19 protein-coding genes are annotated in these 15935 nt (G+C 65.6%); 12 read left to right on the top strand and 7 right to left on the bottom strand.

All coding sequences use genetic code 11. The features are described from left to right. Both GM676_RS21345 and kdpE read left to right on the top strand, forming a co-directional pair. On the top strand, window positions 1–1563 hold a 1563-nt coding region (locus GM676_RS21345), incomplete at its 5' end, for a DUF4118 domain-containing protein (protein WP_155465951.1). 5 nt (window positions 1564–1568) lie between these two features. Next, window positions 1569–2264, top strand: a complete 696-nt coding sequence (gene kdpE, locus GM676_RS21340; RefSeq protein WP_155465956.1) for a two-component system response regulator KdpE — start codon at window positions 1569–1571, stop codon at window positions 2262–2264. 1 nt (window position 2265) lies between these two features. On the opposite strand, the gene GM676_RS21335 is transcribed toward kdpE, so the two are convergent. Genes GM676_RS21335 through GM676_RS21325 form a run of 3 tightly spaced genes read right to left on the bottom strand, consistent with a single transcriptional unit; the run spans window position 2266 to window position 4875 of the window. Further along, window positions 2266–3435, bottom strand: coding sequence for a vWA domain-containing protein (locus GM676_RS21335; RefSeq protein WP_155465950.1), 1170 nt, complete (start codon window positions 3433–3435; stop codon window positions 2266–2268). Window position 3436: 1 nt separating this feature from the next. After that, window positions 3437–4030: a GNAT family N-acetyltransferase gene (locus GM676_RS21330; RefSeq protein ID WP_155465949.1), complete on the bottom strand. Its 594-nt coding sequence runs from the start codon at window positions 4028–4030 to the stop codon at window positions 3437–3439. Further along, on the bottom strand, window positions 4027–4875 hold the full coding sequence (locus GM676_RS21325) for an AAA family ATPase (protein WP_155465948.1): 849 nt from the start codon (window positions 4873–4875) through the stop codon (window positions 4027–4029). Before GM676_RS21325 ends, GM676_RS21330 begins: the two co-directional genes overlap by 4 nt. 200 nt (window positions 4876–5075) lie before the next feature. Here GM676_RS21325 and GM676_RS31875 point away from each other — a divergent pair, with 200 nt between their 5' ends. Both GM676_RS31875 and GM676_RS31870 read left to right on the top strand, forming a co-directional pair. Continuing rightward, the gene (locus tag GM676_RS31875; RefSeq protein WP_155465947.1) at window positions 5076–5414 is read left to right on the top strand and encodes a c-type cytochrome; all 339 of its coding nucleotides are present in this window, start codon (window positions 5076–5078) and stop codon (window positions 5412–5414) included. Between the two features lie 11 nt (window positions 5415–5425). Next, window positions 5426–5770: a c-type cytochrome gene (locus GM676_RS31870; protein ID WP_155465946.1), complete on the top strand. Its 345-nt coding sequence runs from the start codon at window positions 5426–5428 to the stop codon at window positions 5768–5770. A gap of 52 nt (window positions 5771–5822) precedes the next feature. Here GM676_RS31870 and GM676_RS21310 read toward each other — a convergent pair whose 3' ends face one another. Next, window positions 5823–6248 (bottom strand): DUF1841 family protein, encoded by a 426-nt coding sequence (locus tag GM676_RS21310; protein WP_155465945.1) that lies wholly within the window; start codon window positions 6246–6248, stop codon window positions 5823–5825. Window positions 6249–6328: 80 nt separating this feature from the next. Here GM676_RS21310 and GM676_RS21305 point away from each other — a divergent pair, with 80 nt between their 5' ends. Further along, entirely contained in the window at window positions 6329–6910 is a 582-nt protein-coding gene (locus tag GM676_RS21305; protein ID WP_155465944.1) for a malonic semialdehyde reductase, read from the top strand. Between the two features lie 39 nt (window positions 6911–6949). Here the strand turns inward: GM676_RS21305 and GM676_RS21300 are convergent, their stop codons facing one another. Continuing rightward, entirely contained in the window at window positions 6950–7558 is a 609-nt protein-coding gene (locus tag GM676_RS21300; RefSeq protein ID WP_155465943.1) for an RNA pyrophosphohydrolase, read from the bottom strand. A gap of 202 nt (window positions 7559–7760) precedes the next feature. On the opposite strand from GM676_RS21300, the gene GM676_RS21295 reads away from it, so the two are divergent. After that, window positions 7761–9488: a proline--tRNA ligase gene (locus GM676_RS21295; RefSeq protein WP_155465942.1), complete on the top strand. Its 1728-nt coding sequence runs from the start codon at window positions 7761–7763 to the stop codon at window positions 9486–9488. Further along, complete coding sequence (locus GM676_RS21290; RefSeq protein ID WP_155465941.1) at window positions 9488–10099, top strand: lytic transglycosylase domain-containing protein; 612 nt, start codon at window positions 9488–9490, stop codon at window positions 10097–10099. Before GM676_RS21295 ends, GM676_RS21290 begins: the two co-directional genes overlap by 1 nt. A gap of 43 nt (window positions 10100–10142) precedes the next feature. Here the strand turns inward: GM676_RS21290 and GM676_RS21285 are convergent, their stop codons facing one another. Continuing rightward, complete coding sequence (locus GM676_RS21285) at window positions 10143–10514, bottom strand: SWIB/MDM2 domain-containing protein (RefSeq protein WP_155465940.1); 372 nt, start codon at window positions 10512–10514, stop codon at window positions 10143–10145. Between the two features lie 180 nt (window positions 10515–10694). Further along, on the bottom strand, window positions 10695–12062 hold the full coding sequence (ffh, locus tag GM676_RS21280; RefSeq protein ID WP_155465939.1) for a signal recognition particle protein: 1368 nt from the start codon (window positions 12060–12062) through the stop codon (window positions 10695–10697). Window positions 12063–12205: 143 nt separating this feature from the next. Between ffh and GM676_RS21275 the strand changes: the two genes are divergently transcribed. From GM676_RS21275 to GM676_RS21255, 5 genes are read left to right on the top strand one after another with little or no spacing between them, the layout of a single operon-like run. Further along, window positions 12206–13180, top strand: coding sequence for an ABC transporter substrate-binding protein (locus GM676_RS21275; protein ID WP_155465938.1), 975 nt, complete (start codon window positions 12206–12208; stop codon window positions 13178–13180). After that, entirely contained in the window at window positions 13180–14013 is an 834-nt protein-coding gene (locus tag GM676_RS21270) for an ABC transporter permease (protein WP_155465937.1), read from the top strand. Before GM676_RS21275 ends, GM676_RS21270 begins: the two co-directional genes overlap by 1 nt. Then, a complete protein-coding gene (locus GM676_RS21265) occupies window positions 14013–14804 on the top strand; it encodes an ABC transporter ATP-binding protein (protein WP_155465936.1) in 792 nt (263 codons plus the stop codon). The genes GM676_RS21270 and GM676_RS21265 overlap by 1 nt, the downstream gene beginning before the upstream one ends. Before the next feature lie 21 nt (window positions 14805–14825). Beyond that, a complete protein-coding gene (locus tag GM676_RS21260; RefSeq protein WP_155465935.1) occupies window positions 14826–15629 on the top strand; it encodes a cytochrome C assembly family protein in 804 nt (267 codons plus the stop codon). Continuing rightward, complete coding sequence (locus tag GM676_RS21255; RefSeq protein ID WP_155465934.1) at window positions 15626–15931, top strand: PP0621 family protein; 306 nt, start codon at window positions 15626–15628, stop codon at window positions 15929–15931. The genes GM676_RS21260 and GM676_RS21255 overlap by 4 nt, the downstream gene beginning before the upstream one ends. Window positions 15932–15935: the final 4 nt, after the last annotated feature.

Genomic DNA, 15935 nt, shown 5'->3' with positions numbered 1-15935 from the left:
GCCGTGCCGGCGCGGCGCCGGCGCGAGGTCGGCTATATCGTCGCGGCGGCGGCCAGCGTGGCCACCGCGCTGGCGGCCACGCCGCTGCTGGCCTGGCTCGACCTGGCCAACATCGCCATGCTGTTCCTGCTGGTGGTGGTGCTGGTGGCGGTGCGCCACGGGCGCGGGCCGTCGGTGCTGGCCACCTGCTGCAGCGTGGCCTGCTTCGACTTCTTCTTCGTGCCGCCGCGCTTCACCTTTGCCATCAGCGACTTCCAGTACCTGATCACCTTCGTGGTGATGCTGGCGGTCGGCCTGATCACCGGCCACCTGACCGCCGGCCTGCGCTTCCAGGCGCGGGTGGCGGCGCAGCGCGAGCGGCGCGCCCGCGCGCTGTACGAATTCGCGCGCGAACTGTCCGGCGTGCTGCAAACCGAGCAAATCTTCGACGCCACCCGCAGCGTGATCCAGCGCGCCTTCCGCGCCCGCGCCACGCTGCTGCTGCCGGACGCCGACGGCCGATTGCAGCCGCCGCCGCTGGCCGCCGCCGAGCTGGCCGGCGGCGCGCCGCTGTCGGTGCTCGACCTCGGCATCGCCCAGTGGGCCTACGACCGCGCCGAGCCGGCCGGCCTGGGCACCGGCACCCTGCCGGCCAGCCGCATCTTCTACCTGCCGCTGGTGGCGCCGATGCGCACGCGCGGCGTGCTGGCGATCGCGCCGCAGCAGCGGCGCTGGATCCTGATCCCGGAACAGCGGCAGCAACTCGACACCTTCGCCGCGCTGGCCGCCATCGCGCTCGAACGCGTGCACTACATCGAAGTGGCGCAGGAAGCGCTGGTCAGCATGGAATCCGAGCGCCTGCGCAACTCGCTGCTGGCGGCGCTGTCGCACGACCTGCGCACGCCATTGACCTCGCTGGTCGGCCTGTCGGAAGCGCTGGCCGGCTCCAGACCGGCGCTGGCCGAGGCCCAGCAGCAGGCCGCGCGCGCACTGCACGACGAAGCGCTGCGCATGAGCACCCTGGTGGCCAACCTGCTGGACATGGCGCGCATCCAGAGCGGCGAAGTGAAGCTCAAGCTGGAATGGCAGCCGCTGGAAGAGGTGGTGGGCAGCGCGCTGCGCGCCAGCGCGAGCCAGTTGCAGGCGCACCGCGTCAGCACCGCGCTGCCGCCCGACCTGCCGCTGGTGCGCTACGACGCCGTGCTGATCGAACGGGTGCTGGCCAACCTGCTGGAAAACGCCGCCAAATACACGCCGGCCGGCGCCCGCATCGCCATCCGCGCGGCGCTGCACGGCGCCTGGCTGCAAGTGACGGTGGCCGACGACGGCCCCGGCCTGCCGCCGGGCCGGGCCGACGTCCTGTTCGAAAAATTCACCCGCGGCGAGCGCGAATCGGCCAAGCCGGGCGTGGGCCTGGGGCTGGCGATCTGCCGCGCCATCGTCGAGGCGCACGGCGGCACCATCACGGCCGCCAGCGGCCAGGGCGCCGCCACTGCGGCTTCACCGCTGGGCGGGGCCGCCTTTACTTTCACGCTGCCCTTGGGCACACCACCGGCCATGCCGGACGAGGAACAACATGAGTGATCAATATGACTGACAGCGCGCCGACCGCCCTGCTGGTCGAAGACGAACCGCAAATCCGCCGCTTCGTGCGCGCCGCCCTGGAAGAAGAAGGCTGGCAGGTGCACGAGGCGCCGGGCCTGCAACGCGGCCTAATCGACGCCGGCACGCGCCAGCCCGACCTGATCGTGCTCGACCTCGGCCTGCCGGACGGCGACGGCGTCGACTTCGTGACCGACCTGCGCAAATGGTCGACGGTGCCGGTGATCGTGCTGTCGGCGCGGGTCGGCGAGACCGAGAAAATCCGCGCGCTGGACGCCGGCGCCGACGACTACCTGACCAAGCCGTTCGGCACCGGCGAACTGCTGGCGCGGGTGCGCGCCACCTTGCGGCGCCAGCGCCAGCCGGCCGCCGCCGGCGATGGCCTGATCCGCTTCGGCGACATTGCGCTCGACCTGCGGCAGCGGCGCGTCACCCGCAACGGCGAGCCCGTGCATCTGACGCCGACCGAATACCGCCTGCTGGCGGTCCTGGCCGGGAATGCCAACCGCGTGATGACCAACCCGCAGCTGCTGCGCGCCGTGTGGGGGCCGGCGCAGGCCGAGAACGGCCACTACCTGCGCATCTACATGGGCCACCTGCGCCACAAGCTGGAAGCCGATCCGACCCAGCCGCGCTACCTGCTGACCGAAACCGCCGTCGGCTACCGCCTGCAGCTGCCCTGAACTATTTGCTCAGCGTGCGCATGGCGCGTTCCAGGCCGTCCATGGTCAGCGGGAACATGCGGTGGTTCATCAGCTGGCGGATGATGCCGACCGACTGGCGGTACTGCCAGATATTCTCCGGCTCCGGATTGAGCCAGACGAATTTCGGGAACGCCGCCATGAAGCGCGCCAGCCAGGCGCTGCCCGCCTCCTCGTTGTTGTACTCGACCGAGCCGCCCGCCTGCAAAATCTCGTAGGGACTCATGGTGGCGTCGCCGACGAAAATCAGCCTGGTGTCGGGCGGGTACTTGCGCAGCACGTCCCAGCTCGGGAAGCGCTCCGAATGGCGGCGCCGGTTGTTCTTCCACAGATGGTCGTAGACGCAGTTGTGGAAGTAGAAGAACTCCATGTTCTTGAACTCCGACTTCGCGGCCGAGAACAGCTCCTCGGTGCGCTCGATATGGTCGTCCATGGTGCCGCCGACGTCGAACAGCATCAGCACCTTGATATTGTTCCTGCGCTCCGGCTGCATCTTGATATCGAGGTAGCCGGCGTTGCTGGCGGTGGCGCGGATGGTGGCGTCGAGCGCCAGTTCCTCGGCCGCGCCCTGGCGCGCGAACTTGCGCAGGCGGCGCAGCGCCACCTTGATATTGCGCGTGCCGATCTCGCGCTCGCCGTCGTAGTCCTTGTAGGTACGGGCCTCCCACACCTTGACCGCGCTGCGGTTGCCGCCCTTGCCGCCGATGCGGATGCCTTCCGGGTTGGTGCCGCCATGCCCGAACGGCGAGGTGCCGCCGGTGCCGATCCACTTGCCGCCGCCCTCGTGGCGCTCCTTCTGCTCCTTGAGCAGCTCGCGCAGCCGGTCCATCAGCTTGTCGTAGCCGAATTTTTCCAGCGCCGCGATCTGCTCGGGCGTCAGTTCCCGCTTCATGCGCTGCACCAGCCAGTCGAGCGGCACGCTGCCTTGCTCGTCGAAGCGGGCGGCGATACCCTTGAAATACAGGCCGAAGGCGCGGTCGAATTTGTCGAAGTGGGCCTCGTCCTTCACCAAGGTCAGGCGGGCGAGGTAGTAGAAGTCATCGAGCGAACCGCTGATCACCTGTTTTTGCATGGCCTCGAGCAGCGTCAGGAACTCCTTGATGCTGACCGGGATCCTGGCGTCCTTGAGGGTGAAGAAAAAATCGATCAGCATGTCATGCCATCCCGTGCTGCGCCAGCTTGTAGCGCAGGTGCGCCTTGACCTCGGCCCATTCGCCGGCGGCGATGCTGTACATGACGGTGTCGCGCACGGTGCCGTCGCGGCGCTGGGCGTGGTGGCGCAGCACGCCGTCCTTTTTGGCGCCGAGCCGTTCGATGGCGGCCTGCGAAGCGTGATTGAAATTATCGGTGCGCAGGCCGACCAGCGCCGCGCCCAGCGTCTCGAAGGCGTGCGTCATCAGCAGCAGCTTGCAGGTGGTGTTGACGTGGGTGCGCTGCCAGCGTTTGGCGTACCAGGTATAGCCGATCTCGAGGCGGCCGATATCGGCCACGATATCGTGGTAGCTGGTGGTCCCCATCAGCGCGCCGCTGGCCACATCGATCACGGCAAACGCGAGCCGGGTTGGGCGCTGGCCGATGGCCTTGTAGATGTAGGCGTCCACCTCGTCGGGCGCCGGCACCGAGGTCACGCGCAGCTGCCACAGCTCGCCGTCGGCGGCCGCCGCGCGCAGGCCGTCGGCGTGGTGGGCGCCCAGCGGTTCCAGGCGCACGCCGTGCAGTTCCAGCGTGGCGGGCAGGACGGTATTCATCGGTTGGTCCGCGACATGAACACCAGGCGCTCGAACAGGTGGACATCCTGCTCGTTCTTGAGCAGCGCGCCGTGCAGCGGCGGCACGATGGCCTTGCTGTCCTGGCTGCGCAGCGCCTCGGGCGGGATGTCCTCCGCCATCAGCAGCTTGAGCCAGTCGAGGAATTCCGAGGTCGATGGCTTCTTCTTCAGGCCCTGCACCTCGCGCAGCTCGTAGAAGGTCTGCAGCGCCTGCGCCAGCAGCTCCTGCTTGAGGTGCGGGTAGTGCACCTGGACGATCTGCTGCATGGTGTCGCGGTCGGGGAATTTGATGTAATGGAAGAAACAGCGGCGCAGGAAGGCGTCCGGCAGCTCCTTTTCATTGTTGGAGGTGATGATCACCAGCGGGCGGTGCTTGGCCTGCACCAGCTCGCGCGTCTCGTAGACATAAAACTCCATGCGGTCGAGTTCGCGCAGCAGGTCGTTGGGGAACTCGATATCGGCCTTGTCGATTTCATCGATCAACAGCACCACCGGCTCGGGCGCGGTAAACGCCTGCCACAGCACGCCCTTGACGATGTAGTTGTGGATATCGCGCACGCGCTCGTCGCCGAGCTGGGAGTCGCGCAGGCGCGACACCGCGTCGTATTCGTACAGGCCCTGCTGCGCCTTGGTGGTCGATTTGACGTGCCACTGCAGCAGCGGCATATCGAGCGCGGCAGCCACTTCCTCGGCCAGCATGGTCTTGCCGGTGCCGGGTTCGCCCTTGATCAGCAGCGGGCGTTGCAGGGTGAGGGCGGCGTTGACGGCCAGTTTCAGGTCGGCGGTGGCGACGTACTGGTCGGAGCCTTCAAAACGTGCTTGCATGTGCGTGGTCCAGAATGAAAAAGATAAAACAGTATAGGGGGAAACGCTAGAGCCGGTGCTCGGTATGGTGGGGCGCTTGTGTTGTTTCTATAAAGTACTTGGGTTAGAATCCCTGCACAAATAGTACAAAAGTCAATATAGTGACACCGTGGTAGAAGTATCCGATATACGCAGTATCCGATTACTTACTTAGAGACACCATGAAAAAACTCACCGCACTCCTCGTGCTGGCAGGCCTGTCGCAAATCGCCGTTGCGGCCGACGTCGTGGGCAATGCCCAGAACGCCAAAGCCAAGATAGAAATGTGCATTGGCTGCCACGGCATCCCCGGCTACAAAGCCACCTTCCCCGAAGTGTACCAAGTGCCCATGATCGGCGGCCAGTCGGCCAAGTACATTGAAAGCGCGCTGCAGGCGTACAAGAAAGGGGACCGCAAGCATCCTTCGATGAAGGGCATCGCGGCCAGCCTGTCGGACCAGGACATTGCCGACGTGGCGGCGTTCTACTCGCAGCAGACCCGCACCGCCGACCCGAAATGAGGACTGAGTTCATGAACAAACTGATCGCCGCCATCGGCCTGACCCTGATCGCCGCCGGCGCCGCGCGGGCGGCCGGCAACGTGGACGCCGGCAAGGCCCTGACCGAGAAATACGCCTGCTTCAGCTGCCACGGCAAGGACTTCAACACCCCGATCGACCCCAGCTATCCGAAGCTGGCCGGCCAGCACCGCGACTACCTGGAGCACGCGCTGAAAGCCTACAAGCGCGGCGACGGCGCCAACGGCCGCAACAACGCCATCATGACCGGCCAGGTCAAGCCGCTGAGCGACCAGGACATCAAGGACGTGGCGGCCTACCTGCACAGCCTGCCCACCAGCCTGGCCACCCACCGCTAACCGCGCGTCGTCCCGGCGCAGGCCGGAACCCCATGCTGCGCCGGCATGACGCTCAGAGCCGGCGCCGGATGGCCTCGAGATAGGCCACGCCGTCGGGCGCGGTGCCGTTGCGCTGGGCGTTCCAGATCATCTCGCCCAGGCATTCCATGATCTCGTGCTGCGCCGCGTGGGCGTCGTCCAGCTTGAGCGTGAGCGCGGTGGCCAGCGCGCGGATGCCGGGCGGCTGGTCGATCGAAATCTGCTCGTCGATCGACAGGTGCATCGACAAATGCAAAAACGGATTGGCCTGCGCGCCCTCGACCTGATAGTCGCGCGTCAGCGCCGTTTCCACATCGGCCAGCACCGCGTGGTATTCTGGATGGTGACGGATCCAGTCGGACGCCATGGTTTCCAGCGGCGTCAGGATCTCGCTGGCGCGCTGCTTGCGGAACGTCTCGCAGAAAAAGCGGCGGACATCGTCTGAAGATGGATTAAACATGGCGCCATTGTACCTCTTGCAGACCGCCATCGCCCGGCGCCGCTGGTAAGATGGCGGTTTCACAACTTGCTTTTCATGCCATGCTGAACCAATCCGCCCTCGACACCCTGTTCTACCAGGCCCACACCCACAACGGCTGGCAAGCGCGCCCGGTCACCGACCAACAACTGCGACAGCTGTACGACGCCCTGCGCTGGGCGCCGACCGCCGCCAACGGCTCGCCGGCGCGGCTGGTGTTCGTGCGCTCGGCCGAGGCCAAGGCCAGGCTGGCGCCGGCGCTGTCGCCGGGCAATCTGGAGAAGACGCTGGCGGCGCCGGTCACCGTCATCGTCGGCATGGACCTGGAATTCCACGAAAAGCTGCCGCAGCTGTCGCCGGCGGTGGACGCGCGTTCCTGGTTCGCCGGCAACGACGCGGCGATCCAGTCCACCGCCTTCCGCAACTCCTCGCTGCAAGGCGGCTACCTGATCCTGGCGGCGCGCGCGCTGGGGCTGGACGTGGGCCCGATGTCGGGCTTCGACCATGCCAAGGTGGACCAGGCCTTCTTTGCCGGCACCGCCATCCAGTCCAACTTCATCTGCAACATCGGCTATGGCGACGCCGCCAAGGTCCGCCCGCGCGCGCCGCGCCTGTCGTTCGAGGAAGCCTGCCGGATCGTCTGAGCGAAACACAACGGGACAGCGCGAGCTGTCCCGTTGTGCCTACTTCTTCTCCTCGGCCGCGCAGGCCGGCTGCTCGGCCGTGGCGCCGGCCAGGGCCGGCGCCGGGGTCGCGCGCGGCGGATGCGGCTGGCGCAGGTAGCGCGAGCCGTGATGCCGGCGGTCATGGCCGTTCGGCGGCCAGGTCAGGAAGCGCGACAGCTCCTGCAAGGCGCGCTGATAGACCTCGCGCTTGAATTCAATCACGACATCCAGCGGCACCCAATAGTCATGCCAGCGCCAGGCGTCAAATTCCGGATGGTCGGTCAGGCGCAGGTTGACGTCGTTGTCCCGGGCGCACATGCGCAACAGGAACCAGATCTGCTTCTGGCCACGGTAGTGGCCGCGGATTTCCCGCTTGATGAAATGGTCCGGCACCTCATAGCGCAGCCAGTCGCGGGTGCGACCGACGATCTTGACGTGCTCGGCCCGCAGACCGATCTCCTCTTCCAGCTCCCGATACATCGCCTGTTCCGGCGTTTCTCCGTACTTGATGCCGCCTTGCGGAAACTGCCATGAGTGCTCGCGCACCCGCTTGCCCCACCACACCTCGTTATGGGCGTTGAGCAGGATGATGCCGACGTTGGGGCGGAACCCTTCCCGATCGAGCATATTGCACCTCAAACTTTCTGCGGCTGAACTCCCGTCTTATATTTTTGCCTACAAAACAGCCGTCCACCGCCCATTTCCGGATAGGAAACCGGTGCGGCGGCCTATTATTGAACGCATTTGTATAAAGTATGGACGCATCAGCCAGCTAATCCTTTAAAATTAGGTTGATTATAACCCTCTCTTTTTAAAAAGAATTCACCGTATGCGCGCGTCACGTTTTTTTATTTCCACGCTTAAAGAAGCTCCCTCCGATGCCGAGATCGTCAGCCATCAGTTAATGATGCGCGCCGGCATGATCAAACGCCTGGGTTCGGGCATCTACACCTACATGCCGATGGGCCTGAAAATCATCCGCAAGGTGGAAGCCATCGTGCGCGAAGAGATGAACCAGTCCGGCGCCATCGAGCTGCTGATGCCCCTGATCCAGCCGGCCGAGCTGTGGCAGGAGACCGGGCGCTGGGACAAGATGGGCGCCGAACTGCTGCGCGTCAAGGACCGCCACGGCCGCGAATTCGCCTTCCAGCCGACCGCCGAGGAAGTGATCACCGATGTGGTACGTTCGGAAATTAAATCGTACCGCCAACTTCCGTTGAATTTTTACCACATTCAGACCAAATTCCGCGACGAGCGCCGCCCGCGCTTCGGCCTGATGCGCGGCCGCGAGTTCACCATGAAGGATGCCTACTCGTTCGACCGCGACCTGGCCGGCATGCAGGCCTCGTACCAGATCATGTATGACGCCTATGTGCGCATCTTCAACCGTTTCGGCTTGAAGTTCCGTGCGGTGGCGGCCGATAACGGCGCCATCGGCGGCACCGGCTCGCACGAATTCCACGTGATCGCCTCCACCGGCGAGGACGCGCTGGTGTACTGCCCGAGCTCGGACTACGCGGCCAATATGGAGGCGGCCGAGGCGCTGCCGGTCAATCCCAGCCGTCCGGCCGCGACCCAGGCCCTGAGCAAGCCGGCCACGCCGGGCGCCACCAAGTGCGAGCAGGTGGCCCAGCAGCTGGGCCTGCCGCTGGCGCAGACCGTCAAGACGCTGGCGCTGACGGTGGAGCAGGAGGGCGGCGGCAAGGCCTACTTCATGCTGCTGTTGCGCGGCGACCACGAGCTCAACGAAATCAAGGTCGGCAAGGTGCCGGGCCTGAGCGCGCACCGCTTCTCGACCGAGCAGGAAATCCTCGACGTGTACGGCACCGTGCCGGGCTACCTGGGCCCGATCAACACCAAAGTGCCGGTCACCGTGGTGGCCGACCGCAGCGTGGCCAACATGGCCGACTTCGTCTGCGGCGCGAATGAGGCGGGTTACCACTACGCCGGCGCCAACTGGGGCCGCGACTGTGCCGAGCCGGCCATCGTGGCCGACCTGCGCAATGTGGTGGAGGGCGACGCCTCGCCGGACGGCCAGGGCGTGCTGGCCATCGAGCGCGGCATCGAGGTGGGCCACGTGTTCCAGCTGGGCACGGCCTACTCGGAAGCCATGAAAGCCACTTTCCTGGACGAGAACGGCAAACCGGCGCCGCTGCAAATGGGCTGCTACGGCATCGGCATCACCCGCATCCTGGGCGCGGCGATCGAGCAGAACTACGACGACAAGGGCATCATCTGGCCGACCGCGATCGCGCCGTTCGAGCTGGTGCTGTGCCCGATGGGCATGGACCGCAGCGAGGCGGTCAGGCAGGCCACCGAGACACTGTACGCCGAGGCGGTGGCGGCCGGCATCGACGTCATCCTCGACGACCGCGGCCACCGTCCGGGCCAGATGTTCGCCGACTGGGAGCTGATCGGCGTGCCGCACCGCGTGGTGATCGGCGACCGCGGCCTCAAGGAAGGCAACCTGGAATACCAGGGCCGCCGCGACGCCGAGGCGAGCGCCGTGCCGGTGGCCGAGGCGCTGGCCTTCATCAAAGGCAAACTGGCGCGGTGATGATGGCGCCGCGGCGGCCGGCGTGGGCGGCGCTGCTGCTGGCGCTGGCCGTGGCGGCCGCGCCGGCGCCGGCGCCGGCCGGCAACCAGCAGGAGGAGGCGCTGGCCGATTCGGTGCGGCTGGCGCTGTCCAACGCCATCAAGGACGCCACGCCGCCGACGCCGCGCTTCCGCGATCCCTCCGAGCAGGCGCGCTACCGCAACTGGCTGGAGACCATGTCCTACCGCCTCAGGCGCAAGCTGCCGGACGACCAGACCCGCAACGAATTCCTGGCCACCGTGTGGTACGAGGCGCGCCGCGCCGGGCTCGATCCGGGCATGGTGCTGGGGCTGATCCAGGTGGAATCGGCGTACCGCAAGTACGCGGTGTCGATCGTCGGCGCGCGCGGTTACATGCAGGTGATGCCGTTCTGGACCAATGTGATCGGCGACCGCAACCGGCGCGCCCTGTTCGACATGCAGACCAATCTGCGCTACGGCTGCTCGATCCTGCGCATGTACCTGGACATGGAGGCCGGCAATCTGTACCTCGCGCTGGGCCGCTACAACGGCAGCCGCGGCAAGCCGGAATATCCGAACGCCGTGCTGGCGGCGTGGAACAACTGGAAATAAAAAAACCGGGGAGGCCCCGGTTTTTTTTTCGTCCTGATTCTGATTATTTCAGGTGGTCCGAAATCAGCTTGGTCATTTCGAACATGGAGACTTGGGCTTTGCCGCCGAAGACCGCCTTCAGTTTGTCGTCGGCATTGATGTTGCGACGGTTGGTCGGGTCTTGCAGGTCGTGCTTCTTGATGTAGTCCCAGACTTTCTTGGTCACTTCGGTGCGCGGCAGGGCGGCGGCGCCGACGATGGCGGCCAGCGAGGCCGATGGCGTCATCGCTTTCATGAAGGCGGCGTTGGGCTTGCGGGCCGCCGGGGCTTTCTTCGCGGCTGGTTTGGCTGCTGCTTTGACGGGTGCTGCTGCTTTCTTCGCGGCTGGCTTAGCCGCCGGTTTCTTAGCTGGTGCTGCTTTTTTGGCTGTTGCCATATTCGAGCCTCCTTAACGAACACATGGAAAATTGCGCAATTGATCGCACCGGTTAATATTGGTGGGGATTTAACCTGTGCGCAACTGTTTTTTGCGTTTTTTCCCGGAAACACCACGTAAACACGGGGCATCGCCCCGGATTACGCGGTTTTTCCCTCGGCGGCGGCGGCTTTCGCCCGCTTAGCGCAAGCCCGGCATCATGCCCTTCATGGCGCGCATCATCTTCATCATGCCGCCGCCCGAGAGCTTTTTCATCATGGTTTGCATCTGCTCGAACTGGTTCAGCATGCGGTTCACCTCCTGCACCTGGACGCCGGCGCCGGCCGCGATGCGGCGCTTGCGGGTGGCCTTGATCAGCTCCGGCTTGGCGCGTTCGGCCGCGGTCATGGAGTCGATGATGCCGACCATGCGCCGCACCTGCTTGTCGGCCTGGTCCATGTTGGCGTTGCCGGCGGCCTGCTGGAACTGCGCCGGCAGCTTGTCGACCAGGCCGGCCATGCCGCCCATTTTCTTCATCTGGCCCAGCTGCGCCTTGAAATCGTTCATGTCGAACTTGCCGCCCGACTTGACCTTGGCCGCCAGCTCGGCGGCCGCCTTGGCGTCGACGCCTTTGCGCGCCTCTTCCACCAGCGCCAGGATGTCGCCCATGCCCAGCACGCGATTGGCCATGCGGGCCGGGTCGAAGGCCTCCAGGCCGTCCAGCTTTTCCGAGACGCCGGCAAACTTGATCGGCTTGCCGGTAATGTGGCGCACCGACAGCGCCGCGCCGCCGCGCGAGTCGCCGTCCAGCTTGGTCAGCACGATGCCGGTCAGCGGCAGGGCGTCGTTGAAGGCCTTGGCGGTGTTGATGGCGTCCTGGCCCAGCATGGCGTCGACCACGAACAGGGTCTCGACCGGCCTGACCGCGCCGTGCACGGCGGCGATCTCGGTCATCATGGCCTCGTCGATGCCGAGGCGGCCGGCGGTGTCGATGATCAGCACGTCGTGGTAGTGCTTTTTGGCCCAGTCCAGCGCCGCCAGCGCGATATCGACCGGTTTGTCCTGCGCGGTGGACGGGAAGAAATCGGCGCCGACCTGGGCGGTCACCGATTGCAGCTGGGCGATCGCGGCCGGACGATACACGTCGGCCGACACCGTCAGCACTTTCTTTTTCTTTTCTTCCTTTAAATACTTGGCCAGCTTGCCGACGGTGGTGGTCTTGCCCACACCCTGCAGGCCGGCCATCAGGATGATGGCGGGCGGCTGCTGGGCAAAGCTCAGCTGTGTCGCCTCCGCGCCCAGGTCGGCGCCCATCAGGGTGGCCAGCTCGCGCTGCACCACGCCGACCAGCGCCTGACCCGGCGACAGCGAGGAAATCACTTCCTCGCCCAGGGCTTTCTCTTTGACGCGGGCGATGAATTCGCGCACGGCCGGCAGGGCGACGTCGGCCTCCAGCAGCGCCATGCGCACCTCGCGCAGCATCTCGGCGGTGTTGGCTTCGGTCAGGCGGGCCTCGCCGCGCATGGTCTTGACGACCTTGGCGAGGCGTTGAGTCAGATTGTCTAGCATGTTGTTGAACCTGTTGGCAGATGGGCGTCCGGCGCGGGGGCCGGACCAAGTCCGCCATTTTACCGCATGCCGCTCGGAATGCTCCGATAGGCAAGACCTTGCGAGCTTGGTATTATTTCCTAAACACTACACAGGAGGGACGGATGAAACTGAAAGCGATATGCACCGCCGTAGTCATGACCACCATGCTGGGCGCCAGCCACGCCCAGGCGCAGGAGGTGGTCCGGCTGGGCAACCTGAAATTCGCCCACTACGGCGCCGTCTCCTATATCAAGGAGATCGCCCCCAAGTGCGGCATCAAGGTCGAGGAGCGGGTGTTCGCCAAGGGGCTGGACGTGATGCAGGCGATTATCGCCGGCGAGCTCGACGTCGGCACCACCGCCTCCGAGGCCGCCATCTCGGGCCGCGCCGGCGGCGCGCCGATCTACGTGGTGGCCGGCTTCGCCAAGGGCGGCGCCCAGCTGGTCAGCCGCGCCGACCTGAAGCTGAAAACCGTCAAGGACCTGAAAGGCAAGAAAGTCGGCGTCACGCGCGGCGGCATCCAGGAGGTGCTGCTGCTGGCCGAGCTCCAGCAAAACGGCCTGACCGTCTCCGACCAGCCGGGCAAGGATGTGCAACTGGTGTTCCTGGCCTACGCCGACCTCAATCAGGCCCTGCTCGGCAAGCAGATCGACGCCATGATGCAGTCCGAGCCGCAGTCCTCGCAAGCCATCAACAAGGGCTTCGGCACCGAGATCCTCAAGCCCTACGACACGCCGATCGGCGAGCCGGTGCGCACCATGGTGATGACCGAGAAGTTCTATAAAGAGAAGCGCCCGCTGGCCGAGAAGTTCATGAGCTGCTTCGTGCAGGCCACCAAGACCTTCATCGACAACAAGGCCATCGCCGAGAAGTATGTGCGCGAAGTGGTGTTCAAAGGCCAGATCACCAAGGACGATTTCGATGACGCCATCGGCAATTCGCCGTACAGCTACGACATCACGCCCGAACACATCCAGATCACCACCGACGTCATGGTCAAGACCGGCGTCGGCCGCATGAGCAAGCCGCCGGTGGCCAAGGACTGGGTCAAGACCGACCTGCTGGACGCGGCCAAGAAATCGCTGGGCGTGAAATAATGGCCGTCACCTCGCGCGCGTCTTCCTTGCGGCAGATCGGCGTCGGGCTGGTGCTGCCGGCCATGGTGGTGGCGCTGTGGCAGACCGTGGCCACGCTGGGCTGGGTCAATCCGCAAGTGCTGCCATCGCCGCTGGCGGTGGCGGAGAAGTGGATCGCCTACCTGCTGCCGCTGCAACCCTACGAGGCGGCCGGCGGCAGCTGGCTGAGCTGGGCCGTCTCGGGCGAGCTGATCACCGATTCGCTCAGCAGCCTGTACCGGGTGGTGGTCGGTTTCCTGATCGGCGGCGGGCTGGCCCTGCCGCTCGGGCTGGCCATGGGCATGAGCAACCGGGTCTACGACTGGTTCAATGTGCTGGTGCAGATGGTGCGGCCGATTCCGCCGATCGCCTATATCCCGCTGTCGATGCTGTGGTTCGGCCTGGGCAATCCGCCGGCCGTGTTCCTGATCGCGCTGGGCGCCTTCTTCCCGGTGCTGATGAATACCATCGCCGGCGTGCGCCAGGTGGACGGCATCTATATCCGCGCCGCCCGCAACCTCGGCGCCTCCGGCTTCACCATGTTCACGCGGGTGATCTTGCCGGCGGCGGTGCCGTATATCCTGTCCGGCGTGCGCATCGGCATCGGCACCGCCTTCATCGTGGTGATCGTGGCCGAGATGGTGGCGGTGAACAATGGCCTCGGCTTCCGCATCCTGGAGGCGCGCGAGTACTTCTGGTCCGACAAAATCATCGCCGGCATGATCACCATCGGCCTGATCGGCCTGGCCATCGACGTCGGCATGAACAAGCTGAATAACTACCTGCTGCGCTGGCACCGCGGACTGGAGAACTGATGACCCATATATTAGTCTCGCAAGTAAACAAGGTGTTCCAGACCGCCGAACGGGAAGTGGTGGCGCTCAAGGACATCAACCTCGAGATCCCGCAGGGCCAGTTCGTCTGCCTGCTCGGCCCTTCCGGCTGCGGCAAGTCGACCCTGCTGAACGCGGTGGCCGGCTTTGCGCCGCCGTCGTCCGGCCGCATCACGGTGGAGGGGCAGGCGGTGACCGCGCCCGGCCCGGAGCGCGGCATGGTATTCCAGGAGTACGCGCTGTTCCCGTGGATGACGGTGGCCGACAATATCGCCTTCGGGCTGGAGATCAAGGGCCAGCCCAAGGCGCGGATCAAGGCCACGGTGGACCAGCTGCTCACCATGCTGTCCTTGCAGGACTTCCGCAACCGCTATCCGAAAGACCTGTCGGGCGGCATGCGCCAGCGGGTGGCGATCGCCCGCGTGCTGGCGCTGGACTCGCCCATCATGCTGATGGACGAGCCGTTCGGTGCGCTCGATGCGCTGACCCGGCGCAATCTGCAGGACGAGCTGCTGCGCATCTGGTCCGAGCTGAAGAAGACCATCATCTTCGTCACCCACTCGATCGAGGAGGCGATCTACCTGGCCGACCGCGTCGTGGTGATGACCTACCGCCCCGGCACCGTCAAGCGCGATATGCTGATCGACCTGCCGCGCCTGCGCGACCCGGCCGATGCCGGCTTCAATGCCCTCAAGCGCGAACTGGGCCAGCTGGTGATGGAGGAGCAGCAGCGCCACCATCGCGACGAACTGCGCATGGCAGCCGTGGATTGAGCGATGGTGTAAACTGCCGGGATGCAGATCTCTTCTTTTATCGCAGCCATCGCGCTGTACATCTTGTGCGCCGCCTTGCCATCGCGCCGCGGCGGCCTGATTTCGGCCGTCACGCTGGCGGCCTGGCTGCTGCACGGCGCCGGCCTGTGGTCGGAAATCGCCGGCGGCGGTGAGCTGCGCTTCGGCTTTGCCGCCATGCTGTCGTCGGCGCTGTGGGTGTCGGTGGCGGCTTACTGGATAGAGAACCGGAATTTCAGCCTCGACGGCCTGCGCCGCCTGGTCATGCCCAGCGCCGCCGTGGCGGCGGCCTTGCAGCTGATCTTCCCCGGCAACCTGGTGCCGATGGAAGGCAAGTCGCCGCTGTTTGGCTGGCATATCGCCATCGCCACCATGGCCTATTCCACCCTCACCATCGCCGCCTTCCACGCCGTGCTGATGGCCTTGCAGGAGTCGCGCCTGCACGCGCGCAGCGACAAAAAGTCCTTCCTGTCCGGCGCGCTGGACCAGCTGCCGGCGCTGCTGACCATGGAAAAGCTGTTGTTCCGCATGATAGGCTTCGGCTTTGCGTTACTGAGCCTGACCGTGTTGTCGGGTATCGTGTTCTCGGAACAGCTGTTCGGACAGGCGCTGAAATGGGATCACAAGTCGGTGTTTACGCTGCTGTCGTGGGTGCTGTTCGCCGCGCTGCTGGCCGGCCGCCGCTTGCGCGGCTGGCGCGGCAAGACCGCGCTGAGCTTCACGCTGGCCGGGTTTGCGACTTTGCTGCTGGCCTATGTCGGCAGCCGTTTTGTGTTTGAAGTGGTTTTGCATAAGGGTTGGGCATGAGCCGTATTATTTTCTGGCTGGCGTTGGTGTTCCTGGTGATCTTCGCGGTCCGTTCCAAGATCCGCGCGGCGCAGAAGCGCCATCAGCAGCAGTTCCGTCAGCCGCCGCAAGCGCAGCAGCCGCAGCCCGCCCCGCAGCCGGGGCAGACTTACAAGGCGCGCGCCGCCGCGCAGGCGGCCAACGACGCCGAGGTGATGCTGCAATGCGCCCACTGCGGCGTCTTCTATCCCGCCTCGGAAACGGTGCAGGCCAACGGCCGTGACTATTGCAGCGCGGCCCACGCCGCCCTGCCGTCCGCATAACCCC

This window comes from Duganella radicis, from assembly GCF_009720825.1.
Lineage (GTDB): Bacteria > Pseudomonadota > Gammaproteobacteria > Burkholderiales > Burkholderiaceae_D > Rugamonas > Rugamonas radicis.
This window is presented reverse-complemented; position numbering and strand designations above follow the sequence as displayed.

Bases quoted from the DNA above. Each gene is read 5' to 3' on its own strand.
- GM676_RS21285 (WP_155465940.1), bottom strand. From the start codon at position 10,514: ATGGCAACAGCCAAAAAAGCAGCACCAGCTAAGAAACCGGCGGCTAAG.
- GM676_RS31875 (WP_155465947.1), top strand. From the start codon at position 5,076: ATGAAAAAACTCACCGCACTCCTCGTGCTGGCAGGCCTGTCGCAAATC.
- GM676_RS31870 (WP_155465946.1), top strand. From the start codon at position 5,426: ATGAACAAACTGATCGCCGCCATCGGCCTGACCCTGATCGCCGCCGGC.
- GM676_RS21300 (WP_155465943.1), bottom strand. From the start codon at position 7,558: ATGCTCGATCGGGAAGGGTTCCGCCCCAACGTCGGCATCATCCTGCTC.
- GM676_RS21270 (WP_155465937.1), top strand. From the start codon at position 13,180: ATGGCCGTCACCTCGCGCGCGTCTTCCTTGCGGCAGATCGGCGTCGGG.
- GM676_RS21255 (WP_155465934.1), top strand. From the start codon at position 15,626: ATGAGCCGTATTATTTTCTGGCTGGCGTTGGTGTTCCTGGTGATCTTC.
- GM676_RS21325 (WP_155465948.1), bottom strand. From the start codon at position 4,875: ATGCAAGCACGTTTTGAAGGCTCCGACCAGTACGTCGCCACCGCCGAC.
- GM676_RS21275 (WP_155465938.1), top strand. From the start codon at position 12,206: ATGAAACTGAAAGCGATATGCACCGCCGTAGTCATGACCACCATGCTG.
- GM676_RS21305 (WP_155465944.1), top strand. From the start codon at position 6,329: ATGCTGAACCAATCCGCCCTCGACACCCTGTTCTACCAGGCCCACACC.
- GM676_RS21265 (WP_155465936.1), top strand. From the start codon at position 14,013: ATGACCCATATATTAGTCTCGCAAGTAAACAAGGTGTTCCAGACCGCC.
- kdpE (WP_155465956.1), top strand. From the start codon at position 1,569: ATGACTGACAGCGCGCCGACCGCCCTGCTGGTCGAAGACGAACCGCAA.
- ffh (WP_155465939.1), bottom strand. From the start codon at position 12,062: ATGCTAGACAATCTGACTCAACGCCTCGCCAAGGTCGTCAAGACCATG.
- GM676_RS21295 (WP_155465942.1), top strand. From the start codon at position 7,761: ATGCGCGCGTCACGTTTTTTTATTTCCACGCTTAAAGAAGCTCCCTCC.
- GM676_RS21290 (WP_155465941.1), top strand. From the start codon at position 9,488: ATGATGGCGCCGCGGCGGCCGGCGTGGGCGGCGCTGCTGCTGGCGCTG.
- GM676_RS21330 (WP_155465949.1), bottom strand. From the start codon at position 4,030: ATGAATACCGTCCTGCCCGCCACGCTGGAACTGCACGGCGTGCGCCTG.
- GM676_RS21310 (WP_155465945.1), bottom strand. From the start codon at position 6,248: ATGTTTAATCCATCTTCAGACGATGTCCGCCGCTTTTTCTGCGAGACG.
- GM676_RS21260 (WP_155465935.1), top strand. From the start codon at position 14,826: ATGCAGATCTCTTCTTTTATCGCAGCCATCGCGCTGTACATCTTGTGC.
- GM676_RS21335 (WP_155465950.1), bottom strand. From the start codon at position 3,435: ATGCTGATCGATTTTTTCTTCACCCTCAAGGACGCCAGGATCCCGGTC.